Here is a 17,644-nt window from a genome sequence, read left to right as displayed (position 1 = left end):
TTTCACATACCACGTCGCTTTCTGTAATTTACATACCGTTGAGTATAATATACCGATTGGTATGTAATGAATTTAGGTCAATATAACTCGTGCAAATATAAAATGTCAAGAGTTTATCATGTACATATTTGACAGTTTCTTTTCCTGATCATACAATCTTAATATACTGAACGATATGAAAAGAAGGAGCTGCTTATGGTTCGACCACGGGAATTTGATGAAGATCAAGCGTTGAATGCAGCGATGCAAATTTTTTGGGAAAAAGGATTCGAGGCTACATCTTTAAGCGATTTAACCTCCAAAATGGGAATTCAGCGCCCTAGCATTTACGCTGCTTTTGGAGACAAGAAGCAATTATTCGAAGCCGCGCTGCGCAAATATACGCAATCCCACGCTGCTTATGTACGCTCTAGACTACAAAGCAATTCTTCTGTAAAAGAAGCGTTTTACAATTTTTTTGGAGGAATCGTGGCCGAAGAGTACGAGGATGGGCCTAATAGGGGATGCTTTTGTATCAATACGATGGTAGAATTAGCCCCTCATGATGAAAGATTTGAAATTTTAACCAGAGAACATCAGATGTATCTTTCTGCCGTCTTTCAGGAAACCCTTGAGCGCGGTATACGATCAGGAGAGCTGGAGGCTAGCATGGACGCACGAGCTCTGGCCCATACGATGGTCTCTTTGTTAATCGGGATTACCGTGATGATGAAATCACGTCCAGCGCGCTCTTTTGTAGATCAGGCGGTTGCGACTTTACTTATATTACTGGATGGGAAATAGAGATGAAGGGAAGAAGCAGGGATGCCACAGATAAAGGCCGTTCAAACCCCGATTGGAGCATTGTATGGACGAGATGCGATCTATTTGGACCATGTGCATATGAATTATTCGAAGAAGGAGCTAGTTTTGAAGGGAGAGATTAATGGGGGGCTGGCAGCGGAAGCAACAGATGGTTTTGTGCCCTACGAACTGATATTCACAGAAGTCTACTACTTCAACATGATTGAACTGGACGTTGCTTTGCACCTGTCTGATCGGGAATATACGCAGGGCAGCAGCTTTGATGAGCTTACAGATACGCCGTTATTGGCTACAATAGCAAGTGCACGGGGGAAAAATCTAAAGCACCTTATGCTGAAAACCTATGACGATATAGTAGAAATTGCCTGTGGAGACTATAAGATGACTATATAAACGGTTGATTTTTAGAAGAGGAGCAGGATCAATGGATACCCAAATTGAACTATTAAACGTGACTGTATGCTGAATATGTTATTCATACTGTCGGTCCTGTGTGGAATGGTGGCGACCATCGGGAAGAGGAGCTATTGGCGAAATGCTACCATAATGCACTCCAATTAGCTTTAGAACTGAATGCACGAAGCATTGCCTTTCCGAACATCAGCTGAATGAGAGAATACATGCGTGGAAATTAGGGGGGATCATGAATGCATGAGGAGCAAAACCAGGAACATTGGCCGGTGTGGGCTACGGAGCCTGTAAAAATAGTGAATGCTGATCCTGCCTGGTCAGAGCAGGGCTTAAAGGTCATTCACCAGTTGCGGGAGTTATTACTGCCGTTTAAGGTGACGGAAATCGAACATATAGGAAGCACGGCAATTCCCAATCTTTCCGCTAAGCCCATTATTGATATTATGGCAAAATTAGAATCTTGGGATCAACTGGAACAGGTCGTATCTGCTTTACAACCAGCAGGCTGGAACTATGTTCCACCTGAATTGGACGGTCGGGAATGGAGAAGATTTTTGGTTAAAGTGGAACAGGATCAAAGAAAGGGACATCTGCATCTCATGCTGAAATCTGATGAGCATTGGGATCAGCAGCTATTGTTTCGGAATCGACTTCGTGAACAGCCTGAGCTGATTCAGCAATATGATGTATTAAAAAGACGGCTGGCGATGGAAAATCAGCATGATCGTGAAGCATACACGGAGGCCAAGACTGATTTTGTGCAAAACGTTCTGAATACCGGACATCCTAAAGATTAGGACGACCGGACTCCTGGATACTTTCCGACCAAGCGCCGAAATCTCCGACATTTGTTATTGCCGTGTAGGGGAATGGCCGGAAGGCTTGCCAGCACACCAGAAAAAGCTTATTCAGAAGCTGCTAAAGTAACTTTCATCCAGTACTCATGTTCATTTCATGATAGGAAAAATCGTATTTATAGACGTTTCAAGAATACGCTGATGCGTTCCAAAGCCATTTCCAACTGTTCTCGTGATGATGCATACGAGCAGCGGATAAAGCCCTCGCCGCCTGGGCCAAATGCGGAACCGGGTACAGTAATGACTCCTTCTTCTTCCAGCAACCGCTTGGCAAACTGCTCTGAGCTTAACCCTGTGTGCATAATGGAGGGAAAAGCATAGAAGGCACCGTTTGGTTCGTGACATGGCAGTCCTGTCTGACATAGGCCTTCAACGAACCATTTTCTACGCAGATTGTAGGATTCCATCATACGATCTTTTTCCTCCAGCCCGTTACGCAGGGATTCAATTGCGGCAATTTGCCCGATAATAGGAGCGCACATGGCGGTATATTGATGAATCTTCAGCATAGCTGAAATCAACTCTCTTGGGCCGCACACGTAGCCGACCCTCCAGCCTGTCATCGCAAATGCTTTGGAAAATCCGCTGATGAGCAGGGTGCGCTCTTTCATTCCCGGCAGAGCAGCGAAGCTTACATGCTTCTGTCCATAGGTCAGTTCTGCATAAATTTCGTCTGATATGACGACAAGATTATGCTCCTCAACCAGGCGGGCAATCGGTAGCCAATCCTCATAGGTCATCACCCCACCCGTCGGATTATTCGGATAACAGAGAATAAGCACTTTGGATCGTGGAGTCAGCTTGGCTTGGAGTGCCTCAGCTGTCAGCTTGAACTGCTGATCCGCAGAGGTTTCAACCGTTACGGTATGTCCTCCGTTCAGAAACGTGATGGGTGAATACGAAATATAACATGGAGCCGGAATGAGTATTTCATCGTGTGCGGTGATCAGGGCGCGTAGTGCCAAATCCAGTGCTTCACTGCTGCCAATGGTAACCATGATTTCATCTGTCGGGTTGTAGGATGTGCTGAAGCTGCTCTCCAGATATCCGGCAATCTCCTCACGAAGCTCGGGAAGACCAGCATTCGGTGTGTATGATGTTTTACCATTTTCCAGTGCTGTGATACAGGCCTTTCTGACATGTTGAGGGGTTACAAAGTCAGGTTCACCGACACCAAGCGATACAATATCTTTTCTGCCTGTACTATATTCGAAAAACTTACGGATGCCTGAAGGTGGCATTTCCCGTACAGCTGGAGTCAAAAAATCGGTTATTGATACTGCTGTCGATACATTTGTCATGATGATTTCCTCCTTTTTAAAAAACAAAAAAACCCGCCCCTGTAAAAGGGACGAGTTTATACCCGTGTTACCACCCTAGTTTCATTCCATAGGAAATGACACTCTGTTCACGTATCCATCAATACGTGTTCCGGTTAACGCTGGAAAGGCGGCAGAGCTTACTTCAGGTTCAGCCCGCTTCTCAGAGATGGCGTTCGGCTACCCTCGGAATGTTGGCTTTCACCTGCCCCAACTCTCTGCAAATCCGCTGTATAGCTTACTCGTTCTCGTCATTGAAATTTGTTACCGTATCAAGTTAGGTGTAATTATAAGCACAACATTTCAGGATGGCAAGTCTTTTTTTTATAAACTTTAAAGACACATCATCATCATTGACGACTGGAAAATAACGTATATAGTGGTATCAAGGGGATTGTGCCCCAGATTTCAATGTGTTATATGACTATATTGCCAGAGAGGAATGGTATCCATATGAACGTATTTGAACGCTTTAGCAGTGAAGTTTTGCCGGCGGATTGGAGCTGGATCAATGAGCCGGCTGAGTGGAGATTCGATGATTCCAAGTCTTTGCAAATTTCTGCACCTTCACAGGCAGATTTCTTTAGGGATCCGTCTGGCGCAGCGACTAAATCGTCCGCACCCTTTTTGCATACAACGCTTCAAGGTGATTTTACAATATGGACGAGGGTCCGTGTTGATATGAAGCAGCCTTATGATTCAGGATGCTTGATGATGATGGCGGATGATACCCACTGGGCTAAGCTGTGTTTTGAATATTTTGAAAGCACTCCATCTATTCTTAGTGTGGTCACTCGGGATACATCCGATGATTGTATCTCTGGGGCGATGGACGTGTCCAATCCGTATTTACGAGTGGCACGAGCTGGAAATTGCTTTGCATTCCATTATTCATCAGACGGTCAGCATTGGAAGCTGGCGAGATATTTTGGTATGAATGTTCCTAACCAGCTAAAAGTTGGAGTTGTTGCTCAATCCCCGGTGGGGGAGGGCTGTGCTGTTACCTTTGATGCCTTGACGATAACAAACCATGTATCCGAGGACATACGAAACGTGGAGTAAATAGACAAAGGCTTTCTCTCTAAGTATGAAAGCGCTATAAAATAGGGCTTGAAAAGACGTATATACGCATACTCAGGCAGGAGGTAGATGGAAACTTGCTGTTAAGAAGGAAGGGCTACAAGCTGCCCAGTTTGTTGGGAGTGCTGCTTGTAGCTACGTTGGGCTGTTTCGGACTCATTATGTATTTACAGTCCACAAGCGGAACGAGGATGTATCAATTTCTGTACTGGGATATATTCCTGGCCTGGGTTCCGGTCTTTATCACTCTGGGAATGATGGCTTTATCCAGACTGCAAAGTACAAAAGTGAGAAGTATTCTTTTATTTTTTTCTTCAATTGTATGGTTGTTTTTTCTGCCGAATGCTCTTTATTTGGTGACTGAGTTACTTCATGCGTTTCGTTTTTACGATATGAATCCTGATACACGTTTTTGGTTGAACACACAATTTTGGTTTATCTTATTTACGTCTTTTTCAGCAGCAGGGCTGGGCCTTTTTCTTACATCCCTTTGTGTATTGGTGATCCACCATATGCTGAGGAGGGTTTGTTCAGGTGGACTCGCATGGGCTGTAGTTTTTGTGTTGTTGTGGCTGGCCAGCATAGGCGTATATATTGGCAGATTTGCTCGCTGGAATAGCTGGGATGTATTATTGCAGCCACTGGTGCTCCTTGCGGATATTTGGAGATGGGGAGTACATGCAGGACCAAGGCTTCATTTGCTGTCCTTTTGCTGGCTGGTGTTTGGGATAGCAGTCATTTTTTATTTATTGATCTATATCTCTTTAAGTGAGAATCAGGATGTTTAGGCCGAGGACATGTATTCAATGAATACAGGCTTCGGCCTATTTTTTTACATGTAGAGTGTCAGGAGTTAGTGTTGTCCTCCCCGTGCACATCGTAAAGTACGCGTACAAGCAGATCCTGACTGAAATTCCCGAATCTTTTGCCAAAAATAGTGAGCCCACCTTTGTTTTCCGATTGATCGGTTACGGATAAACGGAGTGTAATGTCGCTTTTATAGTTAAGGTTAATATCGTCTATTGTGACTTCGGATATGCGGCACCCGTCAATGAAGCTGCCATGCTGATTGATGCGAATTAATTTGAGCATACCATATTGATTCAAATGCGGTGGCCACCAATCTGGATTCAGAACCCCCGGCACTTCTCCAAAATCTCCGGCGCTGGTCCAGTGCCCAATAGGGATACCGTTAATATGAAAACAAATGTCAGAGGGATATTCCTCACAATAGCAGGGTGCTTCTGAGCCCAGTTCTGCGGAGAATTGAATTTCCTTAAAGGATTGATTCGCTTTCAGATAGTTGGGGATGCGGTATTCCAAAAAACCTTCGGCCATCCAGATCATTTCCGACTCCAGCCGCCCGGGATCTGCAAAATAGCGTGGATCATCAAAATCACCGATTATGCTGTCTCGGGTCACCAATCCACAAGTGGGGGACGCTTGGTAGTTACTATAATGACCTACGCGAATCTCAACCTCATACACATTTTTTTGTTCTCTGCTGCGCAAATCTACCATCAGCTTATCCTTGTTCAAATAACACATTTTTCGGGTACCGTGCTTGCCGCTCACGGTATTGATCTCCACAAGGCCGCATTCTTCCAACTTTCGAATATGCATTGTAATGGTACCGTTGCTCAAATTAAGTTTGTTGGCAATGTCATTCATACTTTGGCCCTGATAAGCAAGTAGCTCGAGAATTTGAATGCGGATTTCTGACCCCAGTGCTTTAAAAATATCTAACCCTGACATTAAGTCCTTAATATAAATCATATCTATAGACCATCCTTATCTATAAAAATTGTGATGTAAGCGCTTATATTTTTTACTTTGATTTATGTTAAAATAAAATCAAAAAGAAGTAAACTGCTTTTTTGTAAATTTTTTTTACTAAATAAAGAGGGGAGTGAATTAGACTCCAAATTAGAGATTATTTCATAAATGAATCGTATTTAAGTTTTATTTCTAGTTTTTTAGATAAAAATTAACTTAAATACGATTTAATTTTGCTTTTCATATTACTCTAATCTATGTTTTATAATTATTTAAAAAGATTGAAAAATACATTGACGAACTGAGGAAGGGCATGCTATATTTTGTTTGTAAACGAATTCATTATTGATAAAGTAAAATGTTAATTATATGGTACATGAGAGGGATGATAATCACAGCGGCAATCAACAACGGGTTGTGTACCGCACAGTTAAAGATTAGGCCGAGTGGTATGAAGTTATTTTAACACCAAATGTATGCGGTTTCATTTAAATTTAGGAGGGGTCGCGTTGATAAAGAAAAAAGGTTTTGCAATAGCAATGGTTGTTCTGTTGTTAATGATGGCTGCATTGACTGGTTGTGGCGGGGGAAGTTCCAGTAGTGATGGAAGCAAGGAACTGACATTCATGTTCCGTGGTGGAACAGATGAGCAAAAGGCTTATAAGGAAGTAATTAAGAAATTTGAAGCGGAACATCCTGGCGTAAAGGTTAAAATGGTCGTGACAGCAGCGGACCAATATGCTACAAAGCTTAGAGCTGCGATCACAGGAAATAATCTTCCAGATGTTTTTTATTTTAACCCTGGAGATGTGAAAGCTTATGTAAACAGTGGGGTACTGAAGAACCTCACCCCTTACATTGAGAAGAATAAGGATATAAACCTAGATAACATTTGGAAATACGGTGTGGATTTATATCGCTATGACGGTAAAATGGCCGGTCAAGGAGATATTTACGGTATGCCGAAGGACTTGGGTCCATTCGCACTTGGCTACAACAAAACGATGTTCGAAAAAGCGGGCGTGCCTTTGCCTGATAAAGACAAACCGTATACATGGGATGAGTTCATCAAGGTCAACCAAGAGTTAACCAAAGATACCAATGGTGACGGCAAGCCAGATCAGTATGGTACAGGCTTTAACGTTCAGTGGGCATTACAAGCCTTTGTATGGAGCAATGGGGCGGATTGGCTGGATGAGAGCAAAACCAAAGTAACGGTTGATGATCCGAAATTTGCGGAAGCGCTTCAGTACTTTGCTGACATGCAAAACAAATATAAAATCACACCTGGTATTGAACAATCGCAAACATTGGACACATACCAACGTTGGATGAAGGGCGAAATGGCATTCTTCCCGGTAGGTCCTTGGGATATGAGTACATTTGAAAAACTGCCATTCGAATATGATTTGCTGCCGTTCCCAGCCGGATCGACTGGAAAATCGGCAACATGGATTGGTTCCCTGGGTATCGGCGTTTCCTCTAAAACAAAATATCCAGATGAAGCTGTAGAACTGGTTAATTACCTGACCACTTCCAAAGAAGGAATGAAGCAGCTGGTAGATGCCAAGGTACAAATTCCGAATCTGCTGGACATGGCTGATGAATGGTCCAAAGATACGAAAACCAAGCCTAACAATAAACAGGAATTTATTGATATCGTAAATGACTATGGACGCTCATTACCAGGCAACTATACGTATAATGCAGAATGGTATGATATTTTCTTCACAGATATTCAGCCTGTACTGGACGGCAAAATTACGGCGGCAGATTATCTGAAGCAAGAACAACCGAAAATGCAGAAACTGCTGGATAAAGCGGTGGAGCAAGAGAAAAAATCACAGAAATAATGCGTAAATAGAGGAAAAAAGGATGATGTTAGTGGCTAAATATCATGCTGCTAACATCATCTTCATTCCAAATTAGAAACAGAGGTGAGCCCTGTGATAACCAAATCTAATCTCTACCGCAAAGAGAAGATATATGGATACTTATTTATTCTTCCACCTATTCTCGGTCTGCTAATCTTTACGTTATTCCCGTTTGTCTATTCGTTATACGGCTCTTTTACAGACTGGGACGGATTGGGACAAATGAATTTTATTGGTTTCGACAATTTTAAAGATTTATTTAGCGATGAGCTCTTTTATAAATCGATGTACAATACTCTTTTCTTAATGCTTGGTATTCCAATCGGTCTTGTACTAGCTTTACTGCTGGCACTAGGTTTGAATCGCAAGATTCCAGGTACGACAACATTTCGTGTGATTTACTATATCCCGGTTATTTCTTCGTTGGCTGCCGTTTCTATTATGTGGAACTGGGCATACAACGGAGACTATGGTTTGGTGAACCAATTCCTCGAAATATTCGGTATTAAGGGTCCTAACTGGCTGATGGATAAGGATACGGTCAAACCGGCCTTGATTCTCATGACCGTCTGGAAGGGTCTCGGCTATACGATGCTGCTATATTTGGCAGCCCTGCAAAGCGTGTCTCGCTCTTATTATGAAGCAGCAGAGCTAGATGGAGCTAGCGGATTCCAGATGTTCCGCAATATTACATGGCCAATGGTGAAACCAGTAACCTTCTTCCTGGTCGTAACTAATATCATTGGTGGTTCGCAAATCTTTACTGAAATGAACATTATGACACCTACAGGGGGTCCGGAATACTCGTCCGCCTCAATCGTCTTTTATATTTGGGATAAGGCATTTAAAAACCTGCAAATGGGATATGCCTCCGCGATGGCTATGATTCTCGGCATCTTCATTTTTATCGTAACTTTGATTCAATTCAAAATGAATGAAAAATCGTCCTTTGATGGGGATTGATTTTCGCGGAAAGGAGTGAGTCTGATTATGTCCCATAGTCAAAAAACGAAAGTTACCAATACCATTATCTTTATTGTACTAGCGATTGGAGCGATTGTGATGATCGCGCCGCTGCTTTGGATGCTGTCCACTTCGGTGAAAGAAAAGCAGGATGTCTTTGCTCTTCCGCCAGTATGGATACCAGAGGTGTTCCAGTTTGGCAAGTATAAGGAAATTTGGGAAGCAGGACCTTTGTTAAGCGGGATCAAGAACAGTGTGATTGTGGCTGTAAGTGTTACCGTTATAGGTACCTTTACATCCAGTGTAGCCGCTTTTGCATTTGCAAAGCTGAGATTCCCTCATAAAAATAAACTGTTTCTGGCACTCATCGCATCTATGATGATTCCATACCCAACGGTTATGATTCCACAGTTTATGATGTTTTCCAAACTGGGCTGGGTCGATACACTTTTGCCTCTGATTGTTCCAGGTTTGTTCGGAAATGTAGTTATGATCTTTTTCCTGCGGCAGTACTTGCTTAGTGTACCAGATGCCATTATCGAAGCTGCTAAAATTGACGGAAGTTCTTATTTCCGACTCTATTCGTCGATTACGTTCCCGCTCATTAAGCCAGCAGTTGCAGCACAGCTTATTTTATGGTTCATGGGGATTTGGAACGATTATTTGGCACCGATTATTTACTTGAACTCACCAGAAACGCAGACACTGCAGCTGGTTATCGCGAATTTTAATGCGACTTACGCCATTCAGACGGACTATCCGCTTATCATGGCAGCATCAATTATAGCCTTGTTACCTGTACTGATTATATTCTTGATCTTCCAGAAACAAATTATTGAATCGGTTGCCATTTCGGGTGTCAAAGGCTAATTGACACTTGGAGGGTATGGATGAATGATGTAAGGCAGTCACAATATGTAATGGGTAAAGGAAGGAGGAGAATAACAGTTATGGTTATGCTGCTCATGCTGGGTCTATCCGGCTGTGGGGATAACACTCCGGACCCTGTGTATCCGCAGGCTCCGCCTCCCGATCACTTGTATGATCAAAGTACGATTAACGATGAACAGCGCTGGACCATTAACAATGCACATGACCCGGCGATTATCAAAACAGATCAAGGCTATTATGTCTACTCAACGGATGTAAAGACAGGTGGAGAATTGAGACCTGGTGTTATGGTACGCAAATCGACTGATCTGATTCACTGGAACTGGGTTCAGTATGCACTCCCCGGCATTCCAAAGGAAGCGGAGGCGTGGTCATCAGCAACCAATCTGTGGGCACCGGACATCATCAAGATGGGTGATACCTATCGGATGTATTACTCCGCTTCTACCTTTGGCAGCACACGGTCTGCGATCGGATTGCAGACATCCAGCTCCCCGGAAGGCCCTTGGAAGGATGAAGGGCTGGTCGTTAAAACGGGAGAGCATGACAAGTTGAATGCGATTGATGCCAATCCGGTGCTGGATGCAGAGGGAAATCCATGGATGGTATACGGCTCTTTTTTCGGCGGTATTTACATTACGCCGCTTGATCCCCTGACTGGAAAGCTTAAAGAGTCCGGCTATGGCAAAAATATCGCTGCCAGAGATCGGGCAACTGAGGACGGTGCTGTAGAAGGGCCTTACATTGTGTACAATCCAATGTTCCGTAAATACTACTTGTTCGTCTCGTATGATTCTTTGTTCGAGGACTACAATGTTCGCGTTGCTCGCTCAGATTCTATCACAGGGCCTTATGTGGACATGAATGGACATGACATGGCAGATACCAGCTATTTGCCTCAATACGAGATTGGAAACAAGGTATTGGGCGGTTATCGGTTCAGCGAAGGAGAAGGCTGGGTTGCGCCAGGTCACAATTCTGTCCTGAAGGACGGTGCGGATTATTATATTGTACATCATGCGCGGGGAGAAACGGACAAGAGCTGGCCGTACCTGCATGTACGCAAAATATTATGGACGGCAGAGGGCTGGCCGGTCGTCTCTCCGGAGCGCTATGCGGGGGAAAAGGAGCAGGATATACCCAAAAGGCTATTATCCGGCAACTGGGAGCGCATCGTGATAAGGCAGGAAGTAGATGGTCAGGTGGAAGCTGAACCGCTCCGTCTTGAGGATGGAGGGCGGGCAACCAGTGGTTCTCTTGAAGGTCACTGGAGCTTTGATGGCAAGCGTACTCTAACAATGGATTGGAGCAATACATCCGAAGGAACAAAGGAAGAACTGTTATTGCTTCCTTCATGGGACTGGGAGCTCGGTCGCCATACTCTAATTTTCACAGGTATGAATGAAAAGGGAATTTCCATCTGGGGAAAACGTATCAGCGATTAATTGTATGAACTACATACTACACATAGAGGAGAGAAAAACCATGAATCAATCTGTACCCTTTAATAATCCGGTCATTGAGCAACGGGCAGACCCTTGGATTTACAAGCATAGTGACGGATACTATTATTTCACCGGATCTGTGCCAGAGTATGACCGCATTGAGGTTCGACGAGCAAGTACTATTCAAGGCTTGAGTACAGCAGAGCCTGTCGCAGTGTGGCACAAATATGAAACGGGCCCGTTAAGTGCGAACATTTGGGCACCGGAAATTCATTATATTAACGACAAATGGTACATTTATTTTGCAGCAGCTCGTACAACGGAGACGAAGGAAGGCCTGTTCGACCACCGGATGTTCGTGCTGGAAAATGATTCAGCTAATCCTCTGGAAGGGGAATGGGTGGAAAAAGGACAGATCAAAACCCGTTGGGAGACGTTCGCCCTTGATGCGACAACCTTCCAGCATAATGGAGTTCTGTATTATGTGTGGGCTCAGAAGGACCCGGACATCGTCGGTAATTCCAATCTGTATATTTCTGAAATGAGCAATCCGTGGACGCTGCGCGGTGAGCAGGTCATGATCTCCACTCCTGAATATGATTGGGAAATCATCGGTTTTAAGGTGAATGAAGGAGCAGCGGTTCTGAAACGGAACGGGCGGATCTTTATCAGTTATTCAGCTAGCGCCACAGACCACAATTATTGCATGGGCCTGTTGACAGCAGATGAGAATGCGGATTTACTTGATCCGAAATCATGGACGAAATCACCTGAGCCGGTATTCTGCACCAATGAGGAAACAGGACAATTCGGGCCAGGTCATAACAGTTTTACGGTTGCTGCTGACGGTAGCGATGTAATCGTATATCACGCCCGGAACTACAAGGAAATTACAGGTGATCCGCTGTATGATCCGAATCGTCATACACGTGTTCAGCCGTTCAACTGGAAGGAAGATGGAACACCTGATTTTGGTATTCCAGCACCAGATGGCGTTTCTGTTGATAAATAAGCGAAATCTATTATAGATGGTTGACGTGTTGCACAGCGGTACTGTAACTTTCTAGAAATCATAGGGAATTATGATTCGACTGCGTATAACAAGAGTAATAAGATATCTTCTGAGCCTTCAGGCTGGAGGATATCTTTTTGCTTTTGGGACGGCAATGAGGACTCTTTTCAAAAACTTCGATTTCTGCTATATTTAAATCGTAATATTTACGAATTGATCAAGGGGTGGAAATCTCGTGAACAAGCGGATTGATCCGTTTACCGTTAAAAAGGTTGAATACCTGCTGAATGGCTATATTGCGCTAAAGGTGCCAGGCTACGTGCGTTCTGACGTGCGGCTCATTTATCAAATAGAGGATAACTGTTTGATCTTGACGGAGGAAAGGCCTTCTAATGAAACTGAGTCGTGGGATCGCACGGACATTGTCCAATTTCGCTGGGAGGAAAATCATTGGCATGTATATGCCCGGCAAGAGGCTGAAAGCTGGCAGCGCGTAAAAGAGATTGCACCTAATCCGTGCTTTGAAGAACAGCTCGAACAGGTAGAAATAGATCCAGCAGGTATTTTTTGGACAGGTTAACGAAGTGCAGAATGATAAGTTCGGAAGATGGAGGTAGTGGGAGTCGTCCCGTTAAACTATATATGGAAGTAAACAGGCTGACCGTAACTCCTTATATGGAAGTTACGGTCATTTGTTTTGTCTGGGGTGGCACTGTCTAGTTTACGTTTCCATGTCTTGTCATGGGGCTTGTTACGGGCACTGTAAATCAGGGTATGTGAAACACAGAGCGTGATAACGAGTGGGGAGCGGTGTGTAGTGAATGAGCAGCAACGTAATGACAGACAAAGGCGTATAGATGAGCAGTATCGACCGGAACCTGAGATAAGACAAGTAGAGCGGGAGTGTGAAGCATTGTATCCAAAAGGCAGATCCCGAATTGCACTGACAGGCGCCAGTGGTTATATCGGGCATAATCTGCTGCAGAGGCTGACTGAGCATGCAGATGTCATTGCCTTATCCCGCAGTGGAGATCAGCGTAAAAATACAGAGCACGTGGAATGGCGCTCGTGTGATTTTTTTTCTATGGAGGATGCAAATCAAGGATTACATGGAGCGGATTATGCCGTATATCTCATTCATTCCATGCTGCCCTCGGCGAAGCTGACACAAGGAACATTTGAGGATATGGATGTGATTTTGGCAGAGCATTTTGCCCGGGCAGCGCGTAATAACGGGGTGAAGCAGATTGTATACTTGAGCGGTATCCTTCCCGAGCATACAAGTGAGGATGAACTATCCCGACATTTACGCAGCCGTCTGGAGGTTGAGCGTGTATTGAAGTCTTTTGGAGTACCTGTAACCACAATTCGTGCAGGCTTGATCGTCGGCCCACAGGGTTCATCGTTTCCAATTTTGCTCAAGCTCGTTCGCAGATTACCAGTCATGATTCTGCCTCGTTGGACCCGAACCAAGACCCACCCGATTGCATTGGAGGATATTTTGAATGCGCTGGATCGGAGCATCGGCAACCGCACTCTTGATGAACAAATTATAGACGTAGGCGGGCCGGAGGTTATGACATATAGAGAAATGATGCAAAGAACAGCGGAAATAATGGATAAAAAGCGTCGCTTTTTTAATGTGCCGTTGCTGACGATCAAACTGTCCCGCCTTTGGGTTACCCTAGTGACTGGAGCCTCCAAAGAGATGGCTTATCCGCTGATTGAAAGCTTGGCTCATCCGATGGTGGCGCAACGGAAACATAAGATTCAAGGCATCAGCGATGGGAAGATTTCCTTTGACAAAGCAGCTCGAACCTCACTCGAGCAGGAAGAAGAATATCGGCATAAGAAGAATTCCCATAGCAAGTCCAAAAAGCCGTTAAAGTCAGCAATTCGATCATTAAAATCTGATGTACGCTCGGTGCAACGGATCAAACTCCCGCCTGGTAAGGATGCAACATGGGCCGGGGAGCGCTATTTGGCCTGGCTTCCGGTCTTTGCAAAACCTTGGGTTCGTGTCGAGACACGGGGCCCGGATACTTATCAGTTGTATCTCTTGGGTAGTCGAAAGCCGTTGTTAGAAATGATTTATGACCGTGCGCAGAGCACCTCTGAGTTTGCACTCTATCGAATCACAGGTGGCACTTTTGCCACTGTAAAGGAAGACCATCGCGGCAGGCTTGAGTTCCTGCAAATTCCCGGTACAAATATTTGCGTCGTAGCCATTCATGATTATGTGCCATCGCTGCCTTGGTTTATTTATAAATATACACAGGCCAAAGTGCATTTGGGGGTTATGTATGCGTTTGGCAAGTATGTCAAGCGGTTGATTGATACAAATGTTTAATATTTTCCACGAGATGGAAGCTACAAATGTATGGTAAAGTGTAATATATACAAGGTTTTATCCAAATGTCCTATCCAAAGTCTCCTGTGCATACCGAATCCGAATCACACGAGGTGAGAAAAATGCTGCAATCGTTAAAAGCCATTGCTAATTACAGGAAAGAAAATGATCTGGCCTGGGATACACCGACTTGGTTAAAGCTGCTTGTTTCGGCTGAGGAGCGTATTGTAAATTTGGAACGCATTCGATCTATAGGTGAGTTAAAGGATGCCAATCCTGTACTGGATTACGTGGAGCGTACGTTGCTTATTTTGGACGGACTTCCATTGTCATTCTGGGTTAAAGAGCTACTGGAGGATGTATTGGTGTGGTCTGAGACAGCCAAAGGAGGTACAGTCCGCGAACGGCTACGCTGGCAGCATGAGGGCATTAATTTATTTGTACATAATATCGGCTCCTCCCAACTGTATGTCAGACAGGCCCAAGCGGAGTCCCCTGCGTACCCGCGCAATAGCATGACCCGAATTCTGATTGAGACGCATGGATTGATCGGGCAATATATACGGGGAGAAATTCCTTTTGCGGAAAATCGACTGCTGCTTGAAATTACTCGTAAGGGCTGGCTGAGCTCTGAGGAACTGGAGCTTGTTTTACGGGCCCTGAACGAGTGTATTATCGCCGGGGTAGAACCTGCATTATGGGACCAAGTACGCAGTGAAGTAGAGCAGCTGATCGGCTGGATTGCATGGGATAACGCACCTGTAGTCTGGAGTGTAAAGGAGCGACTGGAGAGATTACGGTCGGTTTCAATTCATGAAGGAGAGCCGTTCGAGCAGGCTTACACAGAACTAGAGCGGGAGTTGAATGTAGAGAAGGCGCTGGCTCCGTTGGAGAATCGGACACTTTGGTATGTAGAATCAGCTTTGCAGGATTTTTCACTTCAAGAACTGGTAAAGGTATTCTTACTCACATTGAGGGATGGGACGGGGCAGGAACAGCCTGCGACCGTTCGCCATATCAGTTTCGAATCGCTTATGAATACGATGTATTATGACTATCGTGGTGTCAAGAAAATTAACGTATATAAAAAACGAATGATAGAAAAATATTTAAGTGCACTGTCCTGGCAGGACATCTCAAAAGGGAAACGGAAGCATAATCCTCATTTGAGTGTGATCGTGGAGCATAAAGAGGAGCTGCCGAGTACTGTATTTTTTAATTTTGTATTTTCATCTGCGGCTGAGAAACTAATCGATTTTTGTATTGAAGCAGAAAAAACGCCTCTGTATGACAAAGCAGTCCTGCTGCTGTTCGATCTGTTCGGATTACGGCGTGATGCTTATGATCGCTTTCACAATGAGGAAACATATCTTACAGATATGAACCAGACCGTAGATTACAAAAGGGTCATTTTGGATTATGTGACGGGAACCCGCATACTGGATATTGGACCCGGCGGGGGCGTGCTACTGGATCTGATCGAACAGGAAAGACCAGATGCGAAGCCATTAGGTCTTGATATTTCTGTGAATGTCATTGAGGCACTTAAACGTAAAAAGCAATTGGAGCGCCATCGTTGGGATGTCATCAAAGGAGATGCGCTTCGGTTGGAGGAATATGTGGAAACGGGGAGCATGGACACGGTCATCTTCTCTTCGATTCTTCACGAGCTCTATTCCTACATCGAACGAGATGGAATTCGGTTCAATCCACAAACGGTGGAGGATGCTTTGCAGAGCGCCTATCGTGTGCTTGCACCCGGCGGGCGTATCATCATTCGTGACGGTATTATGACCGAACCAGTAGAGCAGCGCAGACGAATTCGATTCTTGGAGCCGGATGGAATGGAATGGCTGATGCGGTATGCGCAAGATTTTGCGGGACGCCACATTGAAATAGAGCGTGTGGGTGAGCATGAGGCTGTTTTGCCAGTGAACGATGCGATGGAATTTCTATATACCTATACATGGGGGGCGGAAGCCTATGTACATGAAGTGCAGGAGCAGTTTGGTTATTTTACCCCGTCACAGTATGAAGAGTGTATCCGTAACACACTTGGATCACAAGCGATTATCCGGGTGAGCCGCCACTATTTACAGGAGGGCTATGCCGAGGCGCTGTCCAGCCGTGTTGAGTTCATGGATGAGCAGGGCCAGCGGGTTCCTTTGCCAGACAGTACCTGTCTGATCGTGATTGAGAAGCCGAATAATAGGGCTGGAATTGCTGAATGATTTTTAATTTGAACAAGAGAATGCCTTCTGATTTGTGCCAAGCACGATTGGAAGGCATTTTTTAGAAAGCTAGTGGAGGTGTGTTCATGTATGTCCTCGCAGGTGGAAATATCCGGGTATGACCCGCAGTGGGCTGAAGAGTATATGCAAGAGCAAAGGAAAATTGTAGAGGCTCTCAAAGATGTATGTGTCGGCATAGAGCATATCGGTAGTACGTCCGTTCCTAATCTGGGAGCCAAGCCTATTATTGATATTATGGTTGGAGTAGAAGAGTTGGCAAGTCTTCAATCCGAACATCGAGAGCGTCTACAAGGGTTTCAATATGAATATGTATATAAGCCTGATTTTCCAGAGAGAGCTTTCTTTCGCCGTGGAGAATGGGGAGCTGGGACTCATCACTTGCATATTTACAAGTATAAAGGTGAGCATTGGGAAAACCATCTATTGTTCAGAGATTACTTAAAAGCGCATCCTGATAGCCTACGAGCGTATGATACTTTAAAAAAAGATTTGGCGTACCAATTCAAATATGACCGTGCAGCGTATACCGAAGCCAAAGGACCATTCATTCGGCAGGTGGTTGAGCGAGCGAAGCTTGAAAGATATAGGCAGGGACAGATGAATTCTTAGT

At 44.6% G+C, this 17,644-nt stretch carries 16 protein-coding genes, 1 pseudogene and 1 other annotated feature; of the genes and pseudogenes, 15 read left to right on the top strand and 2 right to left on the bottom strand.

From position 1 onward, the window contains the following. Positions 1-195: 195 nt before the first annotated feature. The 4 genes and pseudogenes from MKX59_RS18325 (at position 196) to MKX59_RS18310 (ending at position 2,012) form a co-directional block, all read left to right on the top strand. Positions 196-783 (top strand): TetR/AcrR family transcriptional regulator, encoded by a 588-nt coding sequence (locus tag MKX59_RS18325; RefSeq protein WP_023988063.1) that lies wholly within the window; start codon positions 196-198, stop codon positions 781-783. Between the two features lie 21 nt (positions 784-804). Further along, positions 805-1,197: a hypothetical protein gene (locus tag MKX59_RS18320; protein WP_023988064.1), complete on the top strand. Its 393-nt coding sequence runs from the start codon at positions 805-807 to the stop codon at positions 1,195-1,197. A gap of 62 nt (positions 1,198-1,259) precedes the next feature. Further along, positions 1,260-1,409 (top strand): annotated as a pseudogene (locus MKX59_RS18315) (macro domain-containing protein); the annotation flags it as partial. 42 nt (positions 1,410-1,451) lie between these two features. Beyond that, entirely contained in the window at positions 1,452-2,012 is a 561-nt protein-coding gene (locus MKX59_RS18310) for a GrpB family protein (protein ID WP_023988065.1), read from the top strand. Positions 2,013-2,188: 176 nt separating this feature from the next. Here the strand turns inward: MKX59_RS18310 and MKX59_RS18305 are convergent, their stop codons facing one another. Next, positions 2,189-3,373, bottom strand: coding sequence for an aminotransferase class I/II-fold pyridoxal phosphate-dependent enzyme (locus MKX59_RS18305; RefSeq protein ID WP_023988066.1), 1,185 nt, complete (start codon positions 3,371-3,373; stop codon positions 2,189-2,191). A 43-nt stretch (positions 3,374-3,416) separates the two neighbouring features. Further along, positions 3,417-3,655, bottom strand: a binding site (T-box leader). A gap of 189 nt (positions 3,656-3,844) precedes the next feature. Between MKX59_RS18305 and MKX59_RS18300 the strand changes: the two genes are divergently transcribed. Next, the gene (locus tag MKX59_RS18300) at positions 3,845-4,453 is read left to right on the top strand and encodes a DUF1349 domain-containing protein (RefSeq protein WP_028542799.1); all 609 of its coding nucleotides are present in this window, start codon (positions 3,845-3,847) and stop codon (positions 4,451-4,453) included. 95 nt (positions 4,454-4,548) lie between these two features. After that, positions 4,549-5,259 carry a DUF1361 domain-containing protein gene (locus MKX59_RS18295; RefSeq protein WP_339201844.1) on the top strand — a complete coding sequence of 237 codons (711 nt, stop codon included), beginning with the start codon at positions 4,549-4,551 and terminating at the stop codon, positions 5,257-5,259. Between the two features lie 58 nt (positions 5,260-5,317). On the opposite strand, the gene MKX59_RS18290 is transcribed toward MKX59_RS18295, so the two are convergent. Beyond that, entirely contained in the window at positions 5,318-6,247 is a 930-nt protein-coding gene (locus MKX59_RS18290; protein WP_023988069.1) for an ArsR/SmtB family transcription factor, read from the bottom strand. A gap of 509 nt (positions 6,248-6,756) precedes the next feature. On the opposite strand from MKX59_RS18290, the gene MKX59_RS18285 reads away from it, so the two are divergent. The 9 genes from MKX59_RS18285 (at position 6,757) to MKX59_RS18245 (ending at position 17,643) form a co-directional block, all read left to right on the top strand. Continuing rightward, complete coding sequence (locus MKX59_RS18285; protein ID WP_023988070.1) at positions 6,757-8,100, top strand: ABC transporter substrate-binding protein; 1,344 nt, start codon at positions 6,757-6,759, stop codon at positions 8,098-8,100. A 93-nt stretch (positions 8,101-8,193) separates the two neighbouring features. Next, complete coding sequence (locus MKX59_RS18280) at positions 8,194-9,084, top strand: carbohydrate ABC transporter permease (RefSeq protein WP_023988071.1); 891 nt, start codon at positions 8,194-8,196, stop codon at positions 9,082-9,084. Between the two features lie 27 nt (positions 9,085-9,111). Then, a complete protein-coding gene (locus tag MKX59_RS18275) occupies positions 9,112-9,954 on the top strand; it encodes a carbohydrate ABC transporter permease (protein ID WP_023988072.1) in 843 nt (280 codons plus the stop codon). Between the two features lie 80 nt (positions 9,955-10,034). Further along, entirely contained in the window at positions 10,035-11,420 is a 1,386-nt protein-coding gene (locus tag MKX59_RS18270) for an arabinan endo-1,5-alpha-L-arabinosidase (RefSeq protein WP_076294904.1), read from the top strand. A 40-nt stretch (positions 11,421-11,460) separates the two neighbouring features. After that, complete coding sequence (locus MKX59_RS18265; RefSeq protein ID WP_068940562.1) at positions 11,461-12,432, top strand: glycoside hydrolase family 43 protein; 972 nt, start codon at positions 11,461-11,463, stop codon at positions 12,430-12,432. Between the two features lie 235 nt (positions 12,433-12,667). Beyond that, entirely contained in the window at positions 12,668-13,012 is a 345-nt protein-coding gene (locus MKX59_RS18260) for a DUF3024 domain-containing protein (protein ID WP_231517263.1), read from the top strand. A 237-nt stretch (positions 13,013-13,249) separates the two neighbouring features. Next, positions 13,250-14,782 carry an NAD(P)H-binding protein gene (locus MKX59_RS18255; RefSeq protein ID WP_305953829.1) on the top strand — a complete coding sequence of 511 codons (1,533 nt, stop codon included), beginning with the start codon at positions 13,250-13,252 and terminating at the stop codon, positions 14,780-14,782. A gap of 122 nt (positions 14,783-14,904) precedes the next feature. After that, positions 14,905-17,013, top strand: a complete 2,109-nt coding sequence (locus MKX59_RS18250) for a class I SAM-dependent methyltransferase (protein ID WP_076264285.1) — start codon at positions 14,905-14,907, stop codon at positions 17,011-17,013. 90 nt (positions 17,014-17,103) lie between these two features. Further along, entirely contained in the window at positions 17,104-17,643 is a 540-nt protein-coding gene (locus MKX59_RS18245; RefSeq protein WP_076156986.1) for a GrpB family protein, read from the top strand. The last annotated feature ends 1 nt before the right edge of the window (position 17,644 follow it).

This window comes from Paenibacillus sp. FSL R7-0340 (assembly GCF_038002205.1).
Classification (GTDB): domain Bacteria; phylum Bacillota; class Bacilli; order Paenibacillales; family Paenibacillaceae; genus Paenibacillus; species Paenibacillus polymyxa_B.
This window is presented reverse-complemented; position numbering and strand designations above follow the sequence as displayed.

What these genes read in the sequence shown, in the direction of transcription:
- MKX59_RS18265 (WP_068940562.1), top strand. Translation starts at nt 11,461, where the DNA reads ATGAATCAATCTGTACCCTTTAATAATCCGGTCATTGAGCAACGGGCA.
- MKX59_RS18310 (WP_023988065.1), top strand. Translation starts at nt 1,452, where the DNA reads ATGCATGAGGAGCAAAACCAGGAACATTGGCCGGTGTGGGCTACGGAG.
- MKX59_RS18325 (WP_023988063.1), top strand. Translation starts at nt 196, where the DNA reads ATGGTTCGACCACGGGAATTTGATGAAGATCAAGCGTTGAATGCAGCG.
- MKX59_RS18250 (WP_076264285.1), top strand. Translation starts at nt 14,905, where the DNA reads ATGCTGCAATCGTTAAAAGCCATTGCTAATTACAGGAAAGAAAATGAT.
- MKX59_RS18305 (WP_023988066.1), bottom strand. Translation starts at nt 3,373, where the DNA reads ATGACAAATGTATCGACAGCAGTATCAATAACCGATTTTTTGACTCCA.
- MKX59_RS18245 (WP_076156986.1), top strand. Translation starts at nt 17,104, where the DNA reads ATGTCCTCGCAGGTGGAAATATCCGGGTATGACCCGCAGTGGGCTGAA.
- MKX59_RS18300 (WP_028542799.1), top strand. Translation starts at nt 3,845, where the DNA reads ATGAACGTATTTGAACGCTTTAGCAGTGAAGTTTTGCCGGCGGATTGG.
- MKX59_RS18275 (WP_023988072.1), top strand. Translation starts at nt 9,112, where the DNA reads ATGTCCCATAGTCAAAAAACGAAAGTTACCAATACCATTATCTTTATT.
- MKX59_RS18270 (WP_076294904.1), top strand. Translation starts at nt 10,035, where the DNA reads ATGGTTATGCTGCTCATGCTGGGTCTATCCGGCTGTGGGGATAACACT.
- MKX59_RS18290 (WP_023988069.1), bottom strand. Translation starts at nt 6,247, where the DNA reads ATGATTTATATTAAGGACTTAATGTCAGGGTTAGATATTTTTAAAGCA.
- MKX59_RS18320 (WP_023988064.1), top strand. Translation starts at nt 805, where the DNA reads ATGCCACAGATAAAGGCCGTTCAAACCCCGATTGGAGCATTGTATGGA.